At 58.2% G+C, this 22,982-nt stretch carries 23 protein-coding genes; 11 read left to right on the top strand and 12 right to left on the bottom strand.

Annotated elements, in window-relative coordinates; genetic code table 11:
• Positions 1-279 precede the first annotated feature (279 nt).
• The 8 genes from potF (at position 280) to HCH49_RS09330 (ending at position 8,415) form a co-directional block, all read left to right on the top strand.
• Positions 280-1,392, top strand: coding sequence for a spermidine/putrescine ABC transporter substrate-binding protein PotF (gene potF, locus HCH49_RS09365; RefSeq protein WP_023335062.1), 1,113 nt, complete (start codon positions 280-282; stop codon positions 1,390-1,392).
• Between the two features lie 143 nt (positions 1,393-1,535).
• Complete coding sequence (gene potG, locus HCH49_RS09360; RefSeq protein ID WP_024907855.1) at positions 1,536-2,669, top strand: putrescine ABC transporter ATP-binding subunit PotG; 1,134 nt, start codon at positions 1,536-1,538, stop codon at positions 2,667-2,669.
• A 10-nt stretch (positions 2,670-2,679) separates the two neighbouring features.
• Positions 2,680-3,633, top strand: a complete 954-nt coding sequence (gene potH / locus HCH49_RS09355; RefSeq protein WP_033145043.1) for a putrescine ABC transporter permease PotH — start codon at positions 2,680-2,682, stop codon at positions 3,631-3,633.
• Positions 3,630-4,475, top strand: a complete 846-nt coding sequence (potI, locus tag HCH49_RS09350) for a putrescine ABC transporter permease PotI (RefSeq protein WP_029739447.1) — start codon at positions 3,630-3,632, stop codon at positions 4,473-4,475. The genes potH and potI overlap by 4 nt, the downstream gene beginning before the upstream one ends.
• A gap of 65 nt (positions 4,476-4,540) precedes the next feature.
• Positions 4,541-5,014 carry a YbjO family protein gene (locus HCH49_RS09345; RefSeq protein ID WP_023310935.1) on the top strand — a complete coding sequence of 158 codons (474 nt, stop codon included), beginning with the start codon at positions 4,541-4,543 and terminating at the stop codon, positions 5,012-5,014.
• Between the two features lie 40 nt (positions 5,015-5,054).
• Complete coding sequence (rlmC, locus tag HCH49_RS09340; protein ID WP_221702561.1) at positions 5,055-6,182, top strand: 23S rRNA (uracil(747)-C(5))-methyltransferase RlmC; 1,128 nt, start codon at positions 5,055-5,057, stop codon at positions 6,180-6,182.
• 72 nt (positions 6,183-6,254) lie between these two features.
• Entirely contained in the window at positions 6,255-6,962 is a 708-nt protein-coding gene (locus HCH49_RS09335; protein ID WP_221702560.1) for a response regulator transcription factor, read from the top strand.
• Positions 6,946-8,415, top strand: a complete 1,470-nt coding sequence (locus tag HCH49_RS09330) for an ATP-binding protein (protein WP_221702559.1) — start codon at positions 6,946-6,948, stop codon at positions 8,413-8,415. The genes HCH49_RS09335 and HCH49_RS09330 overlap by 17 nt, the downstream gene beginning before the upstream one ends.
• An 80-nt stretch (positions 8,416-8,495) precedes the next feature.
• Here the strand turns inward: HCH49_RS09330 and artJ are convergent, their stop codons facing one another.
• The 6 genes from artJ to HCH49_RS09300 form a co-directional block, all read right to left on the bottom strand.
• Positions 8,496-9,227 (bottom strand): arginine ABC transporter substrate-binding protein ArtJ, encoded by a 732-nt coding sequence (gene artJ, locus HCH49_RS09325; protein ID WP_021240923.1) that lies wholly within the window; start codon positions 9,225-9,227, stop codon positions 8,496-8,498.
• 195 nt (positions 9,228-9,422) lie between these two features.
• Entirely contained in the window at positions 9,423-10,091 is a 669-nt protein-coding gene (gene artM / locus HCH49_RS09320) for an arginine ABC transporter permease ArtM (protein WP_033145048.1), read from the bottom strand.
• Positions 10,091-10,807: an arginine ABC transporter permease ArtQ gene (gene artQ / locus HCH49_RS09315; protein WP_023310941.1), complete on the bottom strand. Its 717-nt coding sequence runs from the start codon at positions 10,805-10,807 to the stop codon at positions 10,091-10,093. The genes artM and artQ overlap by 1 nt, the downstream gene beginning before the upstream one ends.
• 6 nt (positions 10,808-10,813) lie before the next feature.
• Positions 10,814-11,545, bottom strand: coding sequence for an arginine ABC transporter substrate-binding protein ArtI (gene artI, locus HCH49_RS09310; protein ID WP_033145049.1), 732 nt, complete (start codon positions 11,543-11,545; stop codon positions 10,814-10,816).
• 19 nt (positions 11,546-11,564) lie between these two features.
• Positions 11,565-12,293: an arginine ABC transporter ATP-binding protein ArtP gene (artP, locus tag HCH49_RS09305; RefSeq protein ID WP_023310942.1), complete on the bottom strand. Its 729-nt coding sequence runs from the start codon at positions 12,291-12,293 to the stop codon at positions 11,565-11,567.
• A gap of 226 nt (positions 12,294-12,519) precedes the next feature.
• The gene (locus HCH49_RS09300) at positions 12,520-13,038 is read right to left on the bottom strand and encodes a lipoprotein (protein WP_023310943.1); all 519 of its coding nucleotides are present in this window, start codon (positions 13,036-13,038) and stop codon (positions 12,520-12,522) included.
• Positions 13,039-13,135: 97 nt separating this feature from the next.
• Here HCH49_RS09300 and HCH49_RS09295 point away from each other — a divergent pair, with 97 nt between their 5' ends.
• Positions 13,136-13,459, top strand: coding sequence for a heavy metal-binding domain-containing protein (locus tag HCH49_RS09295; RefSeq protein ID WP_023310944.1), 324 nt, complete (start codon positions 13,136-13,138; stop codon positions 13,457-13,459).
• A complete protein-coding gene (locus HCH49_RS09290) occupies positions 13,456-14,286 on the top strand; it encodes an N-acetylmuramoyl-L-alanine amidase (RefSeq protein WP_221702558.1) in 831 nt (276 codons plus the stop codon). Before HCH49_RS09295 ends, HCH49_RS09290 begins: the two co-directional genes overlap by 4 nt.
• Before the next feature lie 31 nt (positions 14,287-14,317).
• Here HCH49_RS09290 and HCH49_RS09285 read toward each other — a convergent pair whose 3' ends face one another.
• The 4 genes from HCH49_RS09285 to poxB all read right to left on the bottom strand — a co-directional run bounded on the left by HCH49_RS09285 (position 14,318) and on the right by poxB (position 19,629).
• A complete protein-coding gene (locus HCH49_RS09285; RefSeq protein ID WP_033146514.1) occupies positions 14,318-15,331 on the bottom strand; it encodes an NAD-dependent epimerase/dehydratase family protein in 1,014 nt (337 codons plus the stop codon).
• A gap of 92 nt (positions 15,332-15,423) precedes the next feature.
• Positions 15,424-16,860 (bottom strand): SDR family oxidoreductase, encoded by a 1,437-nt coding sequence (locus tag HCH49_RS09280; protein ID WP_221702557.1) that lies wholly within the window; start codon positions 16,858-16,860, stop codon positions 15,424-15,426.
• Positions 16,861-16,870: 10 nt separating this feature from the next.
• The gene (gene ltaE / locus HCH49_RS09275) at positions 16,871-17,872 is read right to left on the bottom strand and encodes a low-specificity L-threonine aldolase (RefSeq protein ID WP_033145067.1); all 1,002 of its coding nucleotides are present in this window, start codon (positions 17,870-17,872) and stop codon (positions 16,871-16,873) included.
• Positions 17,873-17,910: 38 nt separating this feature from the next.
• Positions 17,911-19,629, bottom strand: coding sequence for a ubiquinone-dependent pyruvate dehydrogenase (poxB, locus tag HCH49_RS09270; RefSeq protein ID WP_221702556.1), 1,719 nt, complete (start codon positions 19,627-19,629; stop codon positions 17,911-17,913).
• A 151-nt stretch (positions 19,630-19,780) separates the two neighbouring features.
• On the opposite strand from poxB, the gene HCH49_RS09265 reads away from it, so the two are divergent.
• On the top strand, positions 19,781-20,215 hold the full coding sequence (locus HCH49_RS09265; protein WP_221702555.1) for a DoxX family protein: 435 nt from the start codon (positions 19,781-19,783) through the stop codon (positions 20,213-20,215).
• A 90-nt stretch (positions 20,216-20,305) separates the two neighbouring features.
• Here HCH49_RS09265 and hcr read toward each other — a convergent pair whose 3' ends face one another.
• Together hcr and hcp are read right to left on the bottom strand one after the other, a co-directional pair.
• A complete protein-coding gene (gene hcr, locus HCH49_RS09260) occupies positions 20,306-21,274 on the bottom strand; it encodes an NADH oxidoreductase (RefSeq protein ID WP_064672200.1) in 969 nt (322 codons plus the stop codon).
• Positions 21,275-21,284: 10 nt separating this feature from the next.
• Positions 21,285-22,937 (bottom strand): hydroxylamine reductase, encoded by a 1,653-nt coding sequence (gene hcp, locus HCH49_RS09255; protein ID WP_221702554.1) that lies wholly within the window; start codon positions 22,935-22,937, stop codon positions 21,285-21,287.
• Between the last annotated feature and the right edge of the window lie 45 nt (positions 22,938-22,982).

Here is a 22,982-nt window from a genome sequence, read left to right as displayed (position 1 = left end):
TCTTTAAAGAGTTTTTCACCTCCCTGAAGGCCGTTTCGGCTTATCACGTAGACATAACCTGCATAAAAAATTGATAAAAGGCGTTTTTTCGTCTGGGCTATAGCCGGAGACACGGGCTACAGTTATTCTTGCGATGCTTAAAAAAGCGAGCGGAAGCTGCCGGGTAAAGAGGTTTCTTTTTATTTTGGGCAGAGCGACAAACTATGCATGATTATTGCATATCTTCAGATTGCACAGTTTTAGTTCGTTTGTTAACGAGCTTTCAGAAGGAATAAAGATATGATCGCCTTGAATAAAAAATGGTTATCGGGTCTGGTTGCGGGTGCTCTGATGGCCGTCTCTGCCGGCACGCTCGCTGCGGAACAAAAAACGCTGCACGTTTACAACTGGTCTGACTATATCGCGCCGGACACGGTGGCGAATTTTGAAAAAGAGACCGGCATTAAAGTGGTCTACGACGTATTCGATTCCAACGAAGTGCTGGAAGGAAAACTGATGGCGGGCAGCACCGGGTTTGATCTCGTGGTGCCTTCTGCAAGCTTTCTCGAGCGCCAGCTGACGGCAGGCGTCTTCCAGCCTCTGGACAAGAGCAAGTTACCGAACTGGAAAAACCTCGATCCGGAAGTGCTGAAGCTGGTGGCGAAGCATGACCCGGACAACAAATACGCCATGCCTTACCTGTGGGCGACCACCGGTATCGGCTACAACGTGGATAAAGTCAAAGCGGTGCTGGGCCCGGACGTCAAGCTGGACAGCTGGGACGTGGTGCTGAAGCCGGAAAACCTTGAGAAGCTGAAAAGCTGCGGCGTCTCCTTCCTCGATGCGCCGGAAGAGATTTTCGCCACCGTGCTGAACTACCTGGGCAAAGACCCGAACAGCAGTAAAGCCGATGATTACACCGGCCCGGCGACCGATCTGCTGCTGAAGCTGCGTCCAAACATACGTTACTTCCACTCGTCTCAGTACATTAACGACCTGGCGAACGGCGACATCTGCGTCGCGATCGGCTGGGCAGGGGACGTGTGGCAGGCGGCTAACCGCGCGAAAGAGGCGAAAAACGGCGTGAACGTCTCTTACTTCATTCCGAAAGAGGGGGCGCTGGCCTTCTTCGACGTCTTCGCGATGCCGGCTGATGCGAAAAACAAAGACGAAGCCTATCAGTTCCTCAACTACCTGATGCGTCCTGAGGTGATCGCCCACATCAGCGACCACGTTTACTACGCGAACGGTAACAAGGCCTCCGTGCCGCTGGTAAGCGAAGAAATCCGTAACAACCCGGCTATCTATCCGCCAGCGGATGTGTTCGCCAAGCTCTTCACCCTGAAAGTGCAGGATCCAAAAATTGACCGCGTGCGTACCCGCGCGTGGACCAAGGTGAAAAGCGGTAAATAACGGCGTTGGGTATTGTTGCCCGGTGGCGCTGTCGCCTACCGGGCCTGTACAACCCGTAGGCCGGGCAAGCGTTAGCGCCGCCCGGCGATGCGCACCCTGACGGTGCGTTTGCACCAGTACTGATCTATGCCGGAGAACACCCCGTGAATGACGCGATCCCCCGCCCGCAGGCGAAAGTCCGTAAAGCGCTGACCCCGCTTCTTGAAATTCGTAACCTCACCAAATCTTTCGATGGCCAGCATGCCGTGGATGACGTCAGCCTGACTATCTATAAAGGCGAGATTTTTGCCCTTCTGGGGGCTTCTGGCTGCGGTAAATCGACCCTGCTGCGTATGCTGGCCGGTTTTGAACAGCCCACCGCCGGGCAAATCATGCTTGATGGCGTGGATCTCTCCAGCGTGCCGCCGTATCAGCGCCCAATTAACATGATGTTCCAGTCCTACGCGCTGTTCCCGCACATGACGGTGGAGCAGAACATCGCCTTTGGCCTGAAGCAGGACAAGCTGCCGAAGGCCGAAATTACCGCGCGCGTGGCCGAGATGCTGAGCCTGGTGCACATGCAGGAGTTCGCGAAGCGTAAGCCGCACCAGCTCTCCGGCGGCCAGCGCCAGCGCGTGGCTCTGGCTCGCAGTCTGGCAAAACGCCCGAAATTATTGTTGCTCGATGAGCCGATGGGCGCGCTGGATAAAAAACTGCGCGACCGTATGCAGCTCGAAGTGGTGGATATCCTCGAGCGCGTGGGGGTGACCTGCGTGATGGTGACCCACGACCAGGAAGAAGCGATGACCATGGCCGGACGCATCGCGATCATGAACCGCGGGAAGTTCGTGCAGATTGGCGAGCCGGAAGAGATTTATGAGCACCCGACCACCCGCTACAGCGCGGAGTTCATCGGCTCGGTCAACGTCTTCGAAGGGCTGCTGAAAGATCGTCAGGAAGATGGCCTGGTCATCGAATCACCGGGGCTGCAGCATCCGCTTAAGGTCGATCCGGATAACTCCGTGGTGGACAACGTGCCGGTCTACGTCGCGCTGCGTCCGGAGAAAATCATGCTCTGCGAGGATCCGCCTGCCGATGGCTATAACTTTGCCGTGGGCGAAGTGGTGCACATTGCCTACCTGGGCGATCTGTCTATCTACCACGTGCGGCTGAAAAGCGGGCAGATGCTCAGCGCGCAGCTACAGAACGAACATCGCTACCGCAAGGGGCAGCCAACATGGGGTGACGAAGTGCGCCTGTGCTGGGATGCTGACAGTTGCGTCGTGCTGACGGTATAAGGAGCGGCAAATGAGTGCACTTGAACCTCCAGCTCGCGCAGAAAAGCCGGGCGGTTTTGCCCAGTGGCTAACGCGCTTGCAGATGAACCACGGCCGCAAGCTGGTGATCGCCATGCCGTACGTGTGGCTGATCCTGCTGTTCCTGCTGCCGTTCCTGATTGTTTTCAAGATAAGCCTGGCGGAAATGGCGCGGGCGATCCCGCCCTATACCAACCTGCTGGACTGGGCCGACGGGCAGCTGACGCTGACGCTTAATCTCGGCAACTTCCTGCAGCTCACCGACGATCCGCTCTATTTCGAAGCCTATCTGCAGTCGCTGCAGGTGGCGGCGATCTCGACGCTCTGCTGTCTGGTGATGGGCTACCCGCTGGCGTGGGCGGTGGCGCACAGCAAACCGTCGACGCGTAACATCCTGCTGCTGCTGGTGATCCTGCCGTCGTGGACCTCGTTCCTGATCCGCGTTTACGCCTGGATGGGGATCCTGAAAAACAACGGCGTGCTGAATAACTTTCTCATGTGGCTCGGGGTTATCGATCAGCCGCTGACGATCCTGCACACCAACCTCGCGGTCTATATCGGCATTGTGTACGCCTATCTGCCGTTTATGGTTCTGCCGATCTACACGGCCCTGACGCGTATTGATTACTCGCTGGTGGAAGCGTCGCTCGATCTTGGCGCCCGTCCGTTAAAAACCTTCTTCAGCGTGATTGTCCCGCTGACCAAAGGCGGCATTATCGCCGGGTCAATGCTGGTCTTTATCCCGGCGGTAGGGGAGTTTGTGATCCCTGAACTGCTCGGCGGCCCGGACAGCATCATGATTGGCCGCGTGCTGTGGCAGGAGTTCTTCAATAACCGCGACTGGCCGGTGGCCTCGGCGGTAGCGATTGTTATGCTCCTGCTGCTGATCGTGCCGATCATGTGGTTCCACAAGCATCAGCAGAAACAGATGGGAGACCACGGATGAACAACTTACCGGTAGTGCGCTCCCCGTGGCGAATTGCGATTCTCGTTATCGGCTTTACCTTCCTGTATGCGCCGATGCTGATGCTGGTGATCTACTCGTTCAACAGCTCTAAGCTGGTAACGGTCTGGGCGGGCTGGTCGACGCGCTGGTACAGCGAGCTGTTTCACGACGATGCGATGATGAGCGCGGTGGGGCTGAGCCTGACCATTGCTGCCCTTGCGGCGACAATGGCGTCGGTGCTGGGCACGATCGCCGCGCTGGTGATGGTGCGCTTCGGGCGTTTTCGCGGCTCAAACGGGTTCGCCTTTATGATCACCGCGCCGCTGGTCATGCCGGACGTGATCACCGGACTCGCGCTGCTGCTGCTGTTCGTGGCCCTGGCGCACGCCATCGGCTGGCCGGCGGATCGCGGCATGCTCACCATCTGGCTGGCGCACGTCACCTTCTGTACGGCCTACGTGGCGGTTGTGATCTCCTCGCGCATGCGCGAGCTGGATCGCTCCATTGAAGAGGCGGCGATGGATCTTGGCGCGACGCCGCTGAAGGTCTTTTTCATCATTACCCTGCCGATGATTATGCCGGCGGTGATCTCCGGCTGGCTGCTGGCGTTTACGCTGTCGCTGGACGATCTGGTTATCGCCAGCTTTGTCTCCGGACCGGGCGCGACGACGCTGCCGATGCTGGTCTTCTCCAGCGTGCGCATGGGGGTCAACCCGGAGATCAACGCCCTGGCTTCCATCATCCTCGGCGTGGTCGGAATTGTCGGATTTATCGCCTGGTATTTGATGGCGCGCGCGGAAAAACAGCGCGTGCGCGATATCCAGCGTGCAAGACGCGGCTGAAGGATTTAAAATTTCCAGTGAAGTGCCGCGCATGACGCGGCACTGTTTTTCAGGGAAGTAAAACATTGGGATTATTAAAAAAATCACGTACTACGCACGCGCGTCCTAACGTACCTGCACTGGTTCAGGTGGCGGCGCTCGCCATTATTATGATCCGCTGCCTGGACGTGCTGATGATTCTGAACACCCTGGGCGTGCGCGGCATCGGTGAATTCATTCACCGCAGCGTGCAGACGTGGAATCTAACGCTGGTCTTTTTGAGCAGCCTGGTGCTGGTGTTTATCGAGATCTACTGCGCGTTTTCGCTGGTCAAAGGGCGCAACTGGGCGCGCTGGGTCTATCTGCTGACGCAAATTACCGCCGCCAGCTATCTGTGGGCCGCCTCGCTGGGATACGGCTACCCGGAGCTGTTCAGCATTGCCGGGGAATCCAAGCGCGAGATCCTGCGCGCGCTGTTTATGCAAAAATTGCCGGATATGCTGGTGCTCTGTCTACTCTTCGTTCCGGCCTCAAGCCGGCGGTTCTTCCGCCTGCAATAATGTGTATAATCGCAGCCCTCGTGATTCTTAAGGTTTTCATATGCAGTGCGCACTCTATGACGCCGGACGCTGCCGCTCCTGTCAGTGGATAGAACAGCCGGTCTCTCAACAACTCACCGCCAAAATGGCCGACCTGCAACAGCTGCTGGCAGCACACGCGGTGGGCGAGTGGTGCGCACCCGTCAGCGGCCCGGAGCAGGGCTTTCGTAATAAAGCCAAAATGGTGGTTAGCGGCAGCGTTGAAAAACCGCTGCTGGGAATGCTGCACCGCGACGGCACACCGGAAGACCTGACCGGCTGCCCGCTGTATCCCGCCTCGTTCGAACCCGTCTTTGCCGCGCTGAAACCGTTTATCGCGCGTGCAGGATTAACGCCTTACAGCGTCGCCCGCAGGCGCGGCGAGCTGAAATACCTTCTGCTGACGGAAAGCCAACTCGACGGCGGCATGATGCTGCGCTTCGTGCTGCGCTCGGAAGCCAAGCTGGAGCAGCTGCGCGCGGCGCTGCCGTGGCTGCAGGAACAGCTGCCGCAGCTGAAGGTCATTACCGCAAATATTCAGCCGGTGCATATGGCGATCATGGAAGGGGAGAAAGAGATTTTCTTCACCGACCAGCACGCGCTGGCCGAAAGCTTCAACGGCGTGCCGCTGTGGATCCGCCCGCAAAGCTTCTTCCAGACCAACCCGACCGTGGCAAGCAGCCTGTACGCCACCGCCCGCGACTGGGTTCGTGCGTTAAACGTCCATCATATGTGGGATCTCTTCTGCGGCGTGGGCGGCTTTGGTCTGCACTGCGCCACGCCAGAGATGCAGCTCACCGGCATTGAGATCTCTGCCGAAGCGATTGCCTGCGCGAAACAGTCCGCCGCCGGGCTGGGGTTAACGAATCTGCACTTCCAGGCGCTGGATTCCACGCAGTTTGCGACCGGCCAGGGCAACGTGCCGGAGCTGGTGCTGGTCAACCCGCCGCGCCGCGGCATCGGCAAGGCGCTGTGCGACTACCTGAGCCAGATGGCACCCGAGTACATCGTCTATTCCAGCTGTAACGCCCAGACCATGGCGAAAGACATCGCCAGCCTGCCGGGCTACCGCATTAAACGCGTTCAGCTTTTCGATATGTTCCCGCATACCGCGCATTATGAAGTGCTGACGTTGCTCGTGAAATCTTAAACAAAATGTGAACTCTTCCCCCGCTCGAAATCAGGTAAGCTTACGTCATAAGAGATGAATAAAGGCTTACCCATGAAGCAGATCCTGCTGGTGGAAGACGACCACGATATCGCGGCGCTTCTGCGACTCAATTTAGAAGACGAAGGCTACGCCATTACCCACGAGCCCGACGGGGGCAAGGCCTTACTGCGTCTTGAAAAACAGCCGTGGGATGCGGTGATCCTCGACCTGATGCTGCCCTGCGTTGACGGTCTAGAGATTTGCCGCCGCATCCGTCAGATGACGCGCTACCTGCCGGTGATCATCATCAGCGCCCGCAGCAGCGAGACCGACCGCATTACCGGGCTGGAAACCGGCGCCGATGATTATCTGGCTAAGCCGTTCTCGGTGCAGGAACTCATTGCGCGCATCAAAGCGCTGTTCCGCCGCCAGCAGGCGATGGGGCAGGCGCAAACCGACGGTCAAATTCAGGCCCACGGTCTGACCATCGATCCGCTGGCGCGCAGCGTGCTGCTTCACGGTCAGGTGGTGGATCTCACCCCGCGTGAATTCGAGCTGCTGTACTTCTTTGCCCGTCATCCTGGCGAGGTCTTTTCGCGTCTGGCGCTGCTGGAGCAGGTCTGGGGCTATCAGCACGAAGGCTATGAGCACACCGTTAACACCCATATCAACCGCCTGCGCATCAAGATTGAGAAGGACGCCGCCGAGCCGGAGATTATTCGCACCGTCTGGGGCAAGGGCTATAAATTTGCGGAGCCAAATCATGATGCGCCGCTTTAGCCTGGGCCAGCGCCTGACGCTGCTGTTTATCCTGCTGATGATGCTCTGCGCCACCGTCGCCTGTGCGGTACAACTCTACACCAGTACGCAGTACGGCAACGCGATGGTGCAGCGGCTGTCGGGCGGGCTGGCGCAGCAGATCGTTCAGCGTGAAGCGATTCTGGACGCGCAGGGCAGGGTCGACCGAAAGGCGCTCAAGCCGCTGTTCGATCGGCTGATGACCTTTAATCCGAGCGTTGAGCTGTACGTTGTCTCCCCGGACGGCGATATCCTGGCCGATGCCGCACCGCCGGGCCACATTCAGCGACAAAAAATCGATCTGGCCCCGGTTCAGACCTTCCTGAGCGGTACCGCCATACCGGTCCTGGGCGACGATCCTCGCAGTCAAAATAAAAAGGTCTTTAGCGCCACGCCGCTGCGGCAGGACGGCGAGCTTAAGGGCTACCTGTACATTATTTTGCAGGGCGAAGAGTCAAACGCCCTGGCGGAAATGGCCTGGCATAAGGCGCTGTGGAGCACGGTGCTGTGGTCATTGCTGTGGGTCGCGCTGTTTGGCCTGCTGGCAGGTTTACTGATCTGGTACTGGGTCACGCGCCCGGTAAAACAGCTGACGGTGGAGCTCGCCGGGCTGGAGCAGGACAGCATCAGCGCTATCAGAAAACTGGCGGCGCAGCCGTCGGACGCGGCGGCAAAGGATGAAGTGGCGATCCTGCGCAACAGCTTTATCGAGCTGGCGCGTAAAATCACACGCCAGTGGGACCAGCTGGCCGACAGCGATCGCCAGCGCCGGGAGTTTATCGCTAACATTTCGCACGATCTCCGTACGCCGCTGACCTCGCTGCTGGGCTATCTGGAAACTCTGTCGCTAAAAGCCGCCACGCTGACGCCGCAGGAGCACCAGCAGTATCTCGCCACCGCGCTGCGTCAGGGACAAAAAGTCCGTCATCTTTCTCAGCAGCTGTTCGAGCTGGCGCGCCTTGAGCACGGCGGCATTAAGCCGCAGCGCGAGCGTTTCGCGATGGGGGAGTTGATTTCCGACGTGGCGCAGAAGTTTGAGCTCACCGCCCGCACGCGCGAAGTGAATCTGCATATTGACGTGCCGGGACCGCTGCCGCTGATTAACGCCGACGTGTCAATGATCGAACGCGTGGTGACCAACCTGCTCGATAACGCGATGCGCCATACGCCATCTGGCGGGGAAATTCGTCTGGCGGTCTGGCAGGAGAATGAACGGCTTCAGGTCGAAGTGGCTGACAGCGGAACGGGCGTGGATGCCTCGCTGCGCGACGATCTGTTCCAGCGGCCATCGGCGTTGAACACCCAGGCATCGCGGGAGAATCGCGGCGGGCTGGGGCTGTTAATCGTGAAACGTATGCTGGAGCTGCACGGCGGTGGGATCAGGCTGATGGAGTCGGTGAGCGGGGCGCGGTTCAGGTTCTTTGTGCCGTTGTGAGAGAGTGCCGGGTGGCGGCTTCGCCTTACCCGGCCTACAGACTACCACCCCCGTAGGCCGGGCCACCCGGCAAAAAAATCTTACTGCGGGAACCACTGCTCGCTGATTTTCTGATACGTACCGTCAGCTTTAATCGCTTTCAGCGCGCCGTTCAGTTTTTCCAGCAGGGCCTTGTTATCCGGACGTACCGCGATGCCCAGACCCGTGCCGAAGTACTGCGGATCGGTCACTTTCTCGGTTGCGGTGCCCAGCTGCGGATTGGTTTTCAGCCATTCGTTCACCACGGCGGTATCGCCGAACACGCCGTCGATGCGGCCATTTTTCAGGTCGATAATCGCGTTCTGGTAGCTGTCATAAGCCACGGTTTTTACTTCAGGATGTTTGTCCTGGAGGTATTTCTGGTGCGTGGTGCCGTTTTCCATCCCGATGCGTTTGCCTTTCAGCTGATCGAAAGAGGTATAGGCGCCTTTCTTCGCAATCACGACCGCCGAGTTGGCGTAGTACGGGTCGGTGAACGCAACCTGTTTGCTGCGCTCAGGCGTGATGTCCATCCCGGAGATCACCGCGTCGTATTTTTTGAATTTCAGCGACGGGATCAGGCTGTCGAAGGCATGGTTGGTAAAGGTGCAGTCGGCCTGCATTTGTTTGCACAGCGCTTTCGCCAGGTCAATGTCGAAACCCACGATCTGGTTGCTGGCATCCAGCGATTCAAACGGCGGATAGGTGGCGGACACGCCAAAATTGATTTTATCAGCTGCGGATGCGCCAGCGGCGAAGGTGGCGAGCAATGCGGCCAGAACTAACTTTTTCATTGTAATACTCCCGTCTGTCTTATTTATGCGCCGTGTCTGCGGCATGGATGTACAATGCCATTTAATGAATTTATATGCAATAAAAATGATTAAGTATTAGTTTAATGGCAAAAAAAAGCGGATAACCAGAAAGTTACCCGCATTGATTAATCACATTTATGCACTTCTTGCCGGGCGGCGCTGCGCTTACCCGGCCTACGATCTGCGCTCAAACGCCAGCGCTTTACGCTCGATCAGGCGCATCATCAGCGTCAACAGGCCGTTAACCACCAGATAGACCACGCCTGCCGCACCGAACACCATCACGTCATAGGTGCGCCCGTACAGCAGCTGTCCGTGACCCATTACCTCCATCAGGGTGATGGTGTAGGCCAGAGAGGTACTCTTGAACACCAGCACCACTTCGTTGGAGTAAGAGGAGAGCGCGCGCTTAAAGGCGTATGGCAGCAGGATCGCCAGCGTGTCCTTCTTGCTCATGCCCAGCGCTCCGCAGGACTGCCATTGTCCTTCCGGAATGGCGCGGATCGCCCCGTAGAACAGCTGGGTGGTATAGGCCGCACTGTTCAGCGAAAGGGCAATCAGGGCACACAGCCACGGTTCAGAAAGCAGATGCCAGATAACCGGATACTCCTGCAGCGACGGGAACTGGCCCGGGCCGTAGTAAATCAGGAAGATCTGCACCAGCAGCGGCGTACCGGTAAACAGGGTGATGTAGCCGCGCACAATCCACACCAGCACCGGCGTTTTCAGCGTCAGGATGATGGTGAAGATAAGGGCCAGGATCAGCGCCACGATAATGGACGCCACGGTCAGCGTCAGGCTGGTGTGCAGCCCTTTCATCAGCTCGGGGAAATATTCAAGCATCAGCCTGGTCTCCGTTCAAAGCGCGTCGCACGCAGGTCAATACGCTTGAGGATGTACTGACTGAGCAACGTGATCACCAGGTAGATAGCCGCCGCCACAATGTACCAGGTAAAAGGCTCCTGGGTGCGGGTGGCGATGCTTTTGGTTTGCAGCATCAAATCGTTAACGCTGATCAGGCTCACCAGCGCGGTATCTTTCAGCAGCACCAGCCACTGGTTGCCGAGGCCCGGCAGGGCATGGCGCCACATCTGCGGCATGACCAGACGGAAGAAGATCGCTGATTTCGACAGGCCTAACGCCTGACCCGACTCCCATTGACCCTGCGGCACGGCTTTCAGCGCACCGCGCAGGGTTTGCGACGCGTACGCGGAGTAGAGCAGGGAGAGGGCAATCACGCCGCACAGGAACGGGCTGACGTCGAAGTTTTCAATCTGCATCTGCACCGGGATCTGCGCAAAGCCAAGATTGATCGTAAAACCGTCCGACAGCGTCAGCAGCAGCTGTGAGGAGCCGAAATAGATAAACAGGACCACCAGAATTTCCGGAAGCCCACGCAGCACGGTGACCAGCGCGGAGCCTGTCCAGGCGACGGGGAACCATTTCGCGGATTCCCACACCGCAAAGAACATCGCCAGCACGAGGCCGATAATCAGTGCGCAAACGGCAAGGCCGACGGTCATCCCGGCGGCGCTTGCTAAAGGAAAAATTTCATTCATCAGGAATTACTTCTGGAACCATTTTTTGTAGATGGTTTCGTAGGTGCCGTCTTTCTTCACTTTTTCCAGCGCAGCGTTGAATTTCTGCTGCAGCTCAGTGTTGCCCTGACGAACGGCAATCCCCAGACCGGTACCGAAGTAATCCTTATCGGTCACTTTGTCGCCCACTGGCGCCAGTTTATCGTTGGCTTTCAGCCACTCGGTTACGACCGCGGTATCACCAAATACGCCGTCGATACGGCCATTTTGCAGATCCAGCTTCGCGTTCTGGTAGCTGTCATACGGAACGGTTGTGATTTCCGGATGTTTATCCATGATGAATTTCTGGTGCGTGGTGCCGTTCTGCACGCCAACTTTTTTGCCTTTCAGCTGATCGACAGAGGTAAATTTACCTTTCTGACCAATGAACAGGGCGGAGTTGTCGTAGTAAGGCGTAGAGAACAGAACCTGCTTTTCACGCTCCGGGGTGATGTCCATACCGGCCATCACGGCGTCGATACGGCGGAACTTCAGGCTTGGGATCAGGCTGTCGAACGCCTGGTTGCTGAAGGTACAGGTCGCGTCGATCTCTTTACACAGGGCGTTAGCCAGGTCCACGTCGAAGCCAACAATTTTGTTGTTCGCATCAATGGACTCAAACGGAGGGTAAGAGGCTTCCGTGGCGAAACGAATGGTCTGAGCTGCGGTAGCGGAAAGGGTAACGCCAGCAAGCAGCACGGCAAGTAATACTTTTTTCATTATATTTCCCCTGACACAATCAATGAGATAAATAGTTTTTGAAGGCATCGGTTTGCGGGTTCGCGAAGCAGCTCGCATCACCTTGCTCAACGATATACCCGTTTTCCATGTAGACCACACGGCTGGCGGTTTTACGCGCCACTTCCACTTCGTGGGTGACGATAACCTGCGTAATATTGGTTTCCGCCAGCTCGCGAATGATGCTGACGATCTGGGCGGTAATTTCCGGGTCCAGCGCCGCGGTTGGCTCATCAAACAGCAATACCGCAGGCTCCATCATCAGCGCGCGGGCAATGGCTACGCGCTGCTGCTGACCACCGGAAAGGTGCAGCGGATAGCGGTCGCTGTAGGGCTTAAGGCGCAGACGATCCAGCAGCTTTTCAGCGCGCGCGATCGCCTGATCCTTGCTTAACCCCAGCACGCGGCACGGCGCTTCAATCAGGTTTTGCAGGACGGTCAGATGCGGCCAGAGATTGTATTGCTGGAAGACCATGCCGACGTTTTGACGCAGTTCGCGAATCGCTTTATCAGACGGCGTTTTCGCGAAGTCAAAATGGTTACCGGCAATTGCCAGCGTACCTGAACGGGGCATTTCAAGCAGATTAAGGACACGCAGAAGGGAGCTTTTGCCTGCACCGCTTGGGCCAAGCAAAACCAGCGTTTCGCCTTCCGGGCAGTTCAGCGTGATGTCAAACAGCGCCTGGTGTGCGCCGTAGAAGCAGTTAATGCCGTTTAGTTTAATACTCATCGGGGCAGTCTTTACTCATCCAGGCAATCTATAGCAATTGAGGCCGCAGATAGTACCGTTGACAGAATAGTTATGCAATATTTATGCGTTAAAAGTTAAATATAACCCGTGTTTCCTCTTAAACATAGCACAAAATAGCGAACGGTAAGGTCGGCGAGTATAAATGTCGGCATTCCGCATGAAATGCCGCACATTTTACGGGGGTTACCGGGTTGTATCGGCGGGTTTAGCGATTCTCAATCGACTGGCGCAGCGTGCCTGCCGGGGCATGAACGCTGCCGCCAACGTAGCGCACGTCGTCTACCGCCCAGCACTGTCCTTCACGGATCATCAGCACTTCATCCTGCCAGGTTTGGGTTCCCTGCGTCAGCTTCACGCGCAGCGGAATATTACGGGCATCGGTATTTGGGATGGTTGACGCGCTGGCTACTTCGGCGCTGTCCGGCAGCGTGGTGCGGCTGGAGAACGGATCGGATTTCAGCAGGGCGTTATGCTGCGGATCGCGGGTGGCGTCGTTAAGCAGTTTTGCCAGACCGTCGCTCAGATACGGGCGCAGGCCGGTGAGATCGTTGCTGCGGTGCTGAATGCGATAATCATAGAACTGCTGCGCCACGGCGTCCGGGCCGCCCTCAATGCAGGGGCCGCTGCGGGTACCGATATCCTTAAAGGCTGGCGTGACCGTGGTGGTACAGGCGCTGAGCACCAGCGCGCAGGGCACCAAAAGTGTTAAAGCAGAATAGCGCATGTTGATTTCCTTATTTATTAACTATCCTTTCAATCATAGCGTAACGAACCGATAATGCTGTGCCTAAGGCATTGAACGCTAAAGAAGGAGAGAAACCATGCAGTTTTCAACAACGCCAACCCTGGAAGGGCAGACAATAACCGAGTATTGCGGTGTGGTTACCGGCGAAGCCATTCTCGGCGCTAATATCTTCCGCGACTTTTTTGCCGGTATCCGCGATATCGTTGGCGGCCGCTCGGGCGCATACGAAAAAGAGCTGCGCAAAGCGCGTGAAATCGCCTTTAAAGAGCTTGGCGAGCAGGCGGAAGCCCTCGGCGCTGATGCGGTTGTGGGAATTGATATCGACTACGAAACGGTCGGGAAAGATGCCAGCATGCTGATGGTGAGCGTAAGCGGTACGGCGGTGAAAACCCTCCGATGACGCGTTCGCTTGCAACGCTCCTGCTGGCGCTGCTGCTGGCAGGGTGTGCCACGGAAAAAGGGATTATCGACAAAGGCGCCTACGAGCTGGACACGCGTCATCAGGCGCAGGCGGCTTACCCGCGTATAAAGGTGCTGGTGATCCACTACACCGCAGATGACTTTGACAGCTCGCTGGCCACGCTGACGGATAAGAACGTCAGCTCCCACTATTTGATCCCGGCTAAACCCCCTGCTCCGGACGGTAAGCCGCGCATCTGGCAGCTGGTGCCCGAGAGCGAACTGGCCTGGCATGCGGGCATCAGCTTCTGGCGCGGCACCAACCGGATTAACGATACGTCTGTCGGCATTGAGCTGGAGAACCGCGGCTGGCAAAAAACGTCGGGCGTTAAGCATTTTACGCCGTTTGAGCCTGCGCAAATTGCGGCGCTGGTTCCGCTCGCCAAAGACATTATTGCCCGCTACAACATCAGACCTGAAAATGTGGTGGCCCATTCGGACATCGCTCCGCAGCGTAAAGACGATCCCGGCCCGCTGTTCCCGTGGCGTGAGCTGGCGCAGCAGGGGATTGGTGCATGGCCCGATGCCGGGCGCGTTGCGTTCTATATAAACGGGCGACCGCCTTATCAGCCGGTAGACACCGCAGCGCTGCTGGATTTACTCGCACGCTATGGTTATGAGGTGCCCGACAACAGCACGCCTGCCCAGCAGAAGCGCATCATCATGGTGTTCCAGATGCACTTCAGGCCGCAGCTGTGGAACGGCGTAGCTGATGTGGAAACGATGGCTATTGCAGAAGCGCTTTTAGAGAAATACGGGCAGGGGTAATCCTTCGGATATCCCTCTCCGTGAATTAAGGCTATCGGTGCAACTTCCCATGATCCCGCAGCCACGCCGCCGTAAGCGTAATCCCTTCATCCAGCGTTACGATCGGTTTGTACCCAAGCTCGTTCTCCGCCCGCGAAATATCCAGCGTGAAATCAAAGTTAAGCTTCGATACGCCGTAATGCGTCAGCGCAGGCTCTTTGGCCGATTTACTGCCAAAACGCTCCATGCTGCGGGCAATCATATCCAGCATTGGGTAAGGGACTGAACGGATGCGGCAGTCGATCTGCAGCTCGTCAATTAAACGCTGCACAATGCTGCGCAGCGTGCAGGGTTCGCCGTTCGTGATGTTGTAGGCGCGACCGGAGATCAGCTTATCGCAGTCCGGCTGGCTTGCCAGCCACATGGCGTGAACGGCGTTTTCGTAATAGGTCATATCCACCAGCGCATCGCCGCCGCGCGGCAGCAGCACGCTGCCGTAGTGGTGCATCATCTGCGCCAGGCGCGGAATAAACACTTTGTCGTGCGGCCCGAACAGGCTCTGCGGACGTAAGACCGTAAAACGGGTGTGCGGGTTCGACTGTGCCAGCAGGTCAATCACCTCTTCGCTGGCCGCCTTGCTGCGGGCAAACTCGCAGGCAAAGCGAGCGGGACGGAAATCTTCCTGCACGTCACGATGGTGGTGATAGTCGAAATAGAGTGAAGGTGACGAGATATGAATAAAGTTACGCACGCCCCAGGCAACGGCCCATTCGCCCAGACGGCGGGTTGCCCGCACGTTGGCGAGATCGAAGGCTTCCTGGGTACCCCACGGGGAGGTGAAGCTGGAGCAGTGCCACAGCGTGTCGATACCGGCGAGCATCACTTTCGCCTGAGAGGAGACCAGCTCCGTCAGGTCAGCATGGACGAACTCCGCGCCCATTTTTTGCAGCAGTTTTCCCATCGCTTCGTTGCGACCGGTAGCCCTGACGCTAATGCCCTTGTTGCGCAGAAATTCGACCGCATTTCGGCCTAAGCCGCTGGTCGCCCCGGTAACCAGTACCTTCATATCAATCCACTGTGTTGAAAAGAATTTCGTGCGCATTCTTTCGTGAATTACGGCGCTATGCAATGGGAAAGGTGAAAGAAAGAGAGTTTTATTTAGATCTTTTCCGTCTTTTGTTCTGCCCGTTGCGCAATCCGCTTTGCCATCCCGCGGAAGATAAACAGGTGGGCGGGGATCATCAACAGCCAGTAGAACAGACCCGGCATTCCGTGGGGATGCCACCAGGCGCGGACGTCCAGTTCACGACAATCGCCTTTGTCTTTCAGGGTAAAGCAGAGCCGGCCCAGCCCCGGGGCTTTCATACCGAACAGCAGCGCCAGCTGTTTTTCCGGCTCGACGATGATGACCTTCCAGCTGTCGACCGCGTCGCCCACCTCAAGATACGGGCGTGCCGGGCGGCCTTTTGCCAGCCTGTGCCCCACCAGCAGATCCATTGCTCCGCGCGTTTGCCACAGGATATTACCGAAGAAATAACCGTCTTTGCCGCCAATCTGGTTCACCACCTCCCACAGCGCGGCCATGCTGGCGTGGGTTTTCACCGTGCAGCCCGCCTGTTTCGGGTAATAGCCGTACTCCGGCCGCCAGCGGGCAAACGCCTGAGCGTCGTAACCCCAGTCGCTGGAGTTCACCAGCTGCTCTTCCTCTTTCAGCGTATTGCGCACGGCATCGTCAAAGCGGATCAGGTCCTGGGGAATGAGTGCCCGCAGTTCGCGATCGTCCGCCAGTAAATCATGTTTGAGCCCCTGGATCAGCGCTTTGGCGATCGTCGGCGGCACCGAGGTGATCACATTCAAAAACCACACCGAAATCCAGCGGGTCGGGAAGGGAATGGGGATCAGCCAGCGGCGGCGGCCGCTGACGCGCATGAAATGTTCGAACTGCTCCTGATAGCTCAGCACTTCAGGGCCTGCCGCCTCGAGCACGCGGTGATGCTCCGCCGTGTGATCCAGCAGGGCCACCAGATAATGCAGTAAATTCTCCAGCGCAATCGGCGTGGTGCGCGAGCGCACCCAGCGCGGCGGCGTGAGTACGGGCAGGTTGTAAACCATATCGCGCATCACTTCGAAGGCGGCGGAGCCTGCGCCGACGATGATCCCGGCGCGCAGTTCGGTGACGGGGATATTCGCCCCGCGCAGGGTGTCAGCCGTCAGCTGGCGGGCGCGCAGGTGATCGGACTGCTCGTGTTCGGGCGCCTGGAGCGAGCTTAAAAAAATGACCTGCTTCACCGGGGTTTGCAGCAGGGCGTCGCGAACGTTCATCGCCACCTGCCGCTCATGGGCGATGAAATCCCCGCCTTCGCCCATGCTGTGCACCAGGTAGTAAAGCGTATCGACCCCTTCCAGCAGGGCGGGAAGTTCCTTCGGCCAGTTGAGGTCAACGCTGTGGCAGGTGACGCCAGGCAAACTGAGCTTTTGCAGGCGTTCGGTGTTGCGTGCCGCTGCCAGCACCTGGTGTCCCTGCTGGCTTAACGCCGCGGTGAGATGCTGACCGATGTACCCGCTGGCGCCGAGCACCAGAATTCGTTGCGGCACGTGATGCTCCTTATCGCTGTAAAAACGCCTGCCAGTGTTTCACCACGTCCGCCAGCTGTTCGCGGCTCACGTCGAGATGCATGACCAGGCGCACGACGGGTGAGGCGTTGATCAGCACGCCACGTGATTTCATAAATTCACCCAGCGCGGCGGCGCGGTCATCGCCCACGCGTACGAACAGCATGTTGGTGTCGTGGCGCATCACGTCGGCGCCAATCTCGCGCAGCTGCGCCGCCATCCACGCGGCGTTGTCGTGATCGTCCTTCAGGCGCGCCACGTTATTTTTCAGGGCATACAGCCCGGCAGCCGCCAGAATACCCGCCTGACGCATGCCGCCGCCGGTCATTTTACGCCAGCGGTTGGCGCGCTTGATGTAGTCCGCGTCGCCCACAAGCAGAGAGCCCACCGGCGTGCCCAGCCCTTTTGAGAGGCAGATGGTGAACGAGTCGCAGTATTGCGCAATCTCTTTCAGCTCGCAGCCATACTCCACGACGGCGTTAAAGATACGCGCGCCGTCAACGTGCAGGCCGAGCCGGCGCTCGCGGGTGAATTCCCACGCTGCTTTCAGGTATTCGCGCGGCAGCACTTTGCCGTTGTGGGTGTTTTCGAGGCTGAGCAGTCGGGTGCGGGCGAAGTGAATATCGTCAGCTTTGATTTTCGCCGCGACTTTATCGAGCGGCAGGGAGCCGTCCGGCGCGGCGTCAATCGGCTGCGGCTGAATGCTGCCGAGCACCGCCGCGCCGCCGGCTTCGTAGAGATAGTTATGCGCGCCCTGGCCGACGATATACTCTTCCCCCCGCTCGCAGTGGCTGAGCAGCGCCACCAGGTTAGCCTGCGTGCCGGTTGGCAGAAACAGGGCCGCTTCCTTGCCGCTCAGCTCTGCCGCGTAACGCTGCAGTTCGTTAACCGTTGGGTCATCGCCGTAAACGTCATCCCCGACCGGGGCGGCCATCATCTCTTCGAGCATGGCGCGGCTCGGGCGGGTTACGGTATCGCTGCGTAAATCAATCATTTCACATCCCTTTATTTTAAGAGGTCATGCGAAATGTTTTACCTGAGCCAGTTGGTTTTTGCCAGTTCGATCACCTCGTCGCCGCGCCCGCTGATGATGGCGCGCAGCATATACAGGCTAAAGCCTTTGGCCTGTTCAAGCTTGATCTGCGGCGGGATCGCCAGCTCTTCTTTGGCGACGACGACATCCACCAGCACCGGACCGTCGATGGAAAATGCGCGCTGCAGGGCTTCGTCCACCTCTGAGGCTTTCTCCACGCGAATGCCGGTGATGCCGCAGGCCTCGGCGATGCGCGCGAAGTTGGTGTCGTGCAGCTCGGTGCCGTCCGTGAGATAGCCTCCGGCCTTCATCTCCATCGCCACGAAGCCCAGCACGCTGTTGTTAAAGACCACGATTTTCAGCGGGAGCTTCATCTGCACCACCGACAGGAAATCCCCCATCAGCATGCTGAACCCGCCGTCGCCGCACATCGCCACCACCTGACGCTCCGGCGCCGTCGCTTTTGCGCCCAGCGCCTGCGGCATGGCGTTGGCCATAGAGCCGTGGTTGAACGAGCCGAGCAGGCGACGCTTGCCGTTCATCTTCAGATAGCGTGCCGCCCAGACGGTTGGCGTGCCCACGTCGCAGGTGAAGATGGCGTCTTCGTCCGCGAAATGGCTGATCTGCTGCGCCAGATACTGCGGATGAATGGCTTTGTCGCTCGGTTTGGCGAGGTCGTCCAGCCCCTTGCGGGCGTCGCGATAGTCGCTCAGGGCTTTATCAAGGAACTTGCGGTCCGTTTTTACTTCCAGCAGCGGCAGCAGGGCGGAAAGGGTAGATTTGATATCGCCCACCAGCGCCATATCAACCTTGCTGTGCGCGCCGATGCTGGCCGGGTTGATATCAATCTGAATGATTTTCGCATCCGTCGGGTAGAACGCGCGATACGGGAATTGGGTGCCGAGCAGGATCAGCGTGTCGGCGTTCATCATGGTGTGGAAGCCGCTGGAGAAACCGATCAGACCGGTCATCCCCACATCAAAGGGGTTGTCGTACTCGACGTGCTCTTTGCCGCGCAGGGCGTGAACAATGGGGGCCTTAAGCTTACCGGCGAATTCAAGCAGCTCCTTGTGCGCGCCCGCGCAGCCGCTGCCGCACATCAGGGCGATATTACTTGAGTACCGCAGCAGCTGTGCCAGCTTTTTCAGCTCCTCTTCCGCAGGCGTCACCACCGGCTGCGGGGCGTGATACCAGTGGGTGCTGGCCCCTTCTGGCGCAGCCTTGAGGGCCACATCGCCCGGGATAACGACCACAGAAACGCCGCGGTTCAGCACGGCTTTGCGCATGGCGATCGCCAGCACCTGCGGGATCTGCTCCGGAGATGAAACCAGCTCGCAATAGTGGCTGCATTCACGGAACAGCTCCTGCGGATGCGTCTCCTGAAAATAGCCGCTGCCGATTTCGGAAGAGGGGATATGGGCGGCAATCGCCAGCACCGGCACGTGGTTACGGTGACAGTCAAAGAGGCCGTTGATCAGATGCAGGTTACCCGGCCCGCACGATCCGGCGCAGACGGCCAGTTCCCCCGTGATCTGCGCTTCAGCGCCTGCGGCGAAGGCGGCAACCTCTTCATGGCGGGTGGGCATCCATTCGATGGTCTTCATCTTGTTGAGGCTGTCGCTAAGTCCGTTCAGGGAATCGCCGGTTACGCCCCAGATACGTTTCACGCCAGCCTGTTCGAGCGTTTTCGCTATATATGCAGCCACGGTTTGTTTCATGGTTGTCCGTCTCCTTTTTGTGATATCGCTTACAAGCTTAGAAGAAAGTCTCCGTATTGCCCGTCGCATCCTCCCAATTAAAAGGTGCTTTTCATGCGCAATTATTCGGCATAATCTGGTGTTAACTCAGTAAAAAAAGGAATTATTTCAAATGGTTAAATCATTGTTAATCGCTGTTAATGAAAAGCTATCGTGCGACGATCTTGGCAAACTCTTGTTACGACTTGCCGTCGGCGGGCTGATGCTTTTTCATGGTTTGCACAAGCTTTTTGGCGGCGTGGGCTTTATCAGCGGCATGCTGGTGGAAAAAGGGCTGCCGGGATTTATCGCCTACGGCGTGTTGGTTGGCGAAGTGGTGGCACCGATCCTGATTATTGTCGGGCTCTTTACGCGTCCGGCCGCGCTGGTGCTGGCCTTTACGATGATTGTGGCGTGGCTGATGGGGGGAATGGGGGAAACGCTCGCCCTCGATAAGGTAGGCGCATGGGCGATTGAAAGCCTGGTGTATTTCTTTATCGGCTCGCTGGCGGTCGCGTTTTTAGGGGCGGGGCGGTTTGCGCTGGGTAAAGCGCCCGCGTGGCGGTAGGGTTATTGTAGGTCGGATAAACGCAGTGCCACCCGACAAAAAGCCCGGTGGCGCTGACGCTTACCGGGCCTACGATCGAACGTTTACCGTTTATGCGAGGACGAGATCGCCCTGTGGATGGCATGAGCATGCCAGCACGTAACCCTCGGCAATTTCCGCGTCCGACAGCGTCATGGTGCTGGTGACGGTGTACTCCCCGGAAACCACCTTCGTCTTACAGCAGCCGCACACGCCCGCACGACAGGCAGCCGCTACCGGCACCTTGTTGCTTTCCAGCGCCTCCAGCAGCGTGGTCCCCACGCGGCCAAAGAAGGTCTGCGCAGGCTGCAGTTTGGTGAAGGTAATGCCGCTGGTTGCCGCTTCCGCCACCGGCGTGAAGAACTGCTCTTTGAAGAAGCGCGTCACGCCAAGCGCTTTCACCTCTTTCTCCACGATATCCATGTACGGCGCCGGGCCGCAGGTCATCACGGTGCGGTTCGCGATATCCGGCACGCTTTGCAGCAGCTCGCGGCTCAGGCGACCGGGCACAAAGCCGTGGGTCGCGTTGTGCTCCGCCACCAGCGTTACCGGATAATTACGCCACTCCCCGGCAAAAATCACATCTTCCGGGGAACGGACGCTGAAGATCGCCTGCACGTTGGCCTGCGGGCGGTTCTTCGCCAGCCAGCGGCGCATCGACATAATTGGCGTTACGCCACAGCCCGCCGCCAGCAGCAGGAATTTATCGTCCGTCTTATCGTCACAGGTGAATTCCCCCTGCGCGTCGGACAGCCAGATGTAATCCCCGCGCTTGACGTCCCGCGTCAGCCACTGCGAGCCCGCGCCGTCGTCAATGCGGCGGACGGTGAGCGTAATGTACTCGCTCACGCCCGGCGTGGAGGAGATCGTGTAGGCGCGCAGCGTGTCCGCCGAATTGCGAACGCTGACCAGCGCGTACTGGCCTGCACGGTACGGATAGTAGTCATGGCACAGCAGCGACAGCGTCCACACATCCGGCGTCTCCTGATGGATGTGATGAACCTGCATCCGCCACGGACATTGTGAGGTTGGCATGGTCATGAATAACTCCTTACGCGCTCAGCAGCTGTTTCATATCATCTTCAACGTTGGTCACGGAACGCAGGCCGAATTTCTCGTTCAGCACCGCCAGCAGGTCCGGCGTCAGGAAGCCAGGCGCGGTCGGGCCAGTCACGATGTTGGTGACGCCGAGAGAGAGCAGGGTCAGGAGGATGACAATCGCTTTCTGCTCGAACCATGACAGCACCAGCGACAGCGGCAGGTCGTTCACGCCGCAGCCCAGTTTCTCCGCCAGGGTGACCGCCAGAATGATGGCCGAGTAAGCATCGTTACACTGGCCCGCATCGATCAGGCGCGGCAGACCTTCGATGTCGCCGAAGTCCAGCTTGTTGAAACGGTATTTGCCGCACGCCAGGGTCAGGATCAGGCAGTCTTCCGGCACGCTGGTGGCGAAATCGGTGAAGTAGTTACGCTCGCCGCGCGCGCCGTCGCAGCCGCCGACCAGGAAGATGTGGCGCAGCTTTTCACGGCTGACGAGATCGATCAGCGAATCAGCGGCACCCAGCAGGGTTTCACGACCGAAGCCGACGGTAATAAGGTGCGGGATCTCGCTGTACGGGAAGCCTGCCATCTGCTGCGCCTGGGCGATAACCGGACCGAAATCGTCACCTTCAAGATGGCTCACGCCCGGCCAGCCAACGATGCTGCGGGTCCAGATGCGGTCATCGTACGCGCCGACGGTCGGGTCGATGATGCAGTTAGAGGTCATCACGATAGGGCCAGGGAAGCGGGTAAACTCCACCTGCTGGTTCTGCCAGCCGCTGCCGTAGTTACCGATGAGATGCTTAAATTTACGCAGCTCCGGGTAGCCGTGCGCCGGCAGCATTTCGCCGTGGGTATAAACGTTAACGCCGGTGCCTTCGGTTTGCTTCAGCAGGTTGTAGAGATCTTTCAGGTCGTGACCGGAAATCAGAATGCACTTGCCTTCGGTTGCCTTGACGTTGACCTGCGTCGGCGTCGGGTGGCCGTAGGTGCTGGTTTCACCGGCATCCAGAATGCTCATCACGCGGAAGTTCATCTGGCCGATTTCCATTGAGCACTCAAGCAGGGCGTTCATATCGGCAGGCCAGGTGCCCAGCCACGCCATGATTTTGTGGTACTGGGCATAAATCTCATTGTCGTACTGACCCAGAACGTGCGCGTGCTCCATATAGGCCGCAGCGCCTTTCAGGCCGTACAGGCACAGCAGGCGCAGGCCGAGAATGTTCTCGCCAATCGCCGCTTTGTCTTTATTCGGGGTGAATTCTGCCGCCTGACGCTGGAGGTCGCCCAAATCGTCGCTGACCAGCTGAAGTTCTGACATCGGGTTTTCCACGCGAGCGGAGGCATCCGCCTTCAGGCACTGGGCTTTCAGCGCCTCACGCAGGGCAATCGCTTCGCGGGCGTAGCCGACAATGCGCGGAGAGTCGAAGTTAACGTTGGTCAGCGTGGAGAAAAACGCGCGCGGGGCGAAGCTGTCGACGTAGTGCTCGACAATGCCGTATTCGCGGGCTTTGAACGCCCATGCGGAAAGGCCTTGCAGAGCCGCAATCAGCAGGTCCTGCAGGTCAGATGTTTCTGCGGTTTTGCCGCACATACCCTGTGCGTAAGAGCAGCCATTGCCTGCCGGGGTACGGATGGTTTGTTCACATTGCACACAAAACATAATCACACCTGTTAAAGTTATATTTGATATACATGTTTAAGGTTA

Source organism: Enterobacter sp. Y17 (genome assembly GCF_019730495.1).
GTDB classification, from domain to species: Bacteria; Pseudomonadota; Gammaproteobacteria; order Enterobacterales; family Enterobacteriaceae; genus Enterobacter; species Enterobacter asburiae_B.
This window is presented reverse-complemented; position numbering and strand designations above follow the sequence as displayed.

Excerpts from the sequence above, each read along its gene's own strand:
- potF (WP_023335062.1), top strand. The coding sequence starts at position 280 with ATGATCGCCTTGAATAAAAAATGGTTATCGGGTCTGGTTGCGGGTGCT.
- potH (WP_033145043.1), top strand. The coding sequence starts at position 2,680 with ATGAGTGCACTTGAACCTCCAGCTCGCGCAGAAAAGCCGGGCGGTTTT.
- potI (WP_029739447.1), top strand. The coding sequence starts at position 3,630 with ATGAACAACTTACCGGTAGTGCGCTCCCCGTGGCGAATTGCGATTCTC.
- rlmC (WP_221702561.1), top strand. The coding sequence starts at position 5,055 with ATGCAGTGCGCACTCTATGACGCCGGACGCTGCCGCTCCTGTCAGTGG.
- HCH49_RS09335 (WP_221702560.1), top strand. The coding sequence starts at position 6,255 with ATGAAGCAGATCCTGCTGGTGGAAGACGACCACGATATCGCGGCGCTT.
- HCH49_RS09330 (WP_221702559.1), top strand. The coding sequence starts at position 6,946 with ATGATGCGCCGCTTTAGCCTGGGCCAGCGCCTGACGCTGCTGTTTATC.
- artJ (WP_021240923.1), bottom strand. The coding sequence starts at position 9,227 with ATGAAAAAGTTAGTTCTGGCCGCATTGCTCGCCACCTTCGCCGCTGGC.
- artM (WP_033145048.1), bottom strand. The coding sequence starts at position 10,091 with ATGCTTGAATATTTCCCCGAGCTGATGAAAGGGCTGCACACCAGCCTG.
- artQ (WP_023310941.1), bottom strand. The coding sequence starts at position 10,807 with ATGAATGAAATTTTTCCTTTAGCAAGCGCCGCCGGGATGACCGTCGGC.
- artI (WP_033145049.1), bottom strand. The coding sequence starts at position 11,545 with ATGAAAAAAGTATTACTTGCCGTGCTGCTTGCTGGCGTTACCCTTTCC.
- artP (WP_023310942.1), bottom strand. The coding sequence starts at position 12,293 with ATGAGTATTAAACTAAACGGCATTAACTGCTTCTACGGCGCACACCAG.
- HCH49_RS09300 (WP_023310943.1), bottom strand. The coding sequence starts at position 13,038 with ATGCGCTATTCTGCTTTAACACTTTTGGTGCCCTGCGCGCTGGTGCTC.
- HCH49_RS09295 (WP_023310944.1), top strand. The coding sequence starts at position 13,136 with ATGCAGTTTTCAACAACGCCAACCCTGGAAGGGCAGACAATAACCGAG.
- HCH49_RS09290 (WP_221702558.1), top strand. The coding sequence starts at position 13,456 with ATGACGCGTTCGCTTGCAACGCTCCTGCTGGCGCTGCTGCTGGCAGGG.
- HCH49_RS09285 (WP_033146514.1), bottom strand. The coding sequence starts at position 15,331 with ATGAAGGTACTGGTTACCGGGGCGACCAGCGGCTTAGGCCGAAATGCG.
- ltaE (WP_033145067.1), bottom strand. The coding sequence starts at position 17,872 with ATGATTGATTTACGCAGCGATACCGTAACCCGCCCGAGCCGCGCCATG.
- poxB (WP_221702556.1), bottom strand. The coding sequence starts at position 19,629 with ATGAAACAAACCGTGGCTGCATATATAGCGAAAACGCTCGAACAGGCT.
- HCH49_RS09265 (WP_221702555.1), top strand. The coding sequence starts at position 19,781 with ATGGTTAAATCATTGTTAATCGCTGTTAATGAAAAGCTATCGTGCGAC.
- hcr (WP_064672200.1), bottom strand. The coding sequence starts at position 21,274 with ATGACCATGCCAACCTCACAATGTCCGTGGCGGATGCAGGTTCATCAC.
- hcp (WP_221702554.1), bottom strand. The coding sequence starts at position 22,937 with ATGTTTTGTGTGCAATGTGAACAAACCATCCGTACCCCGGCAGGCAAT.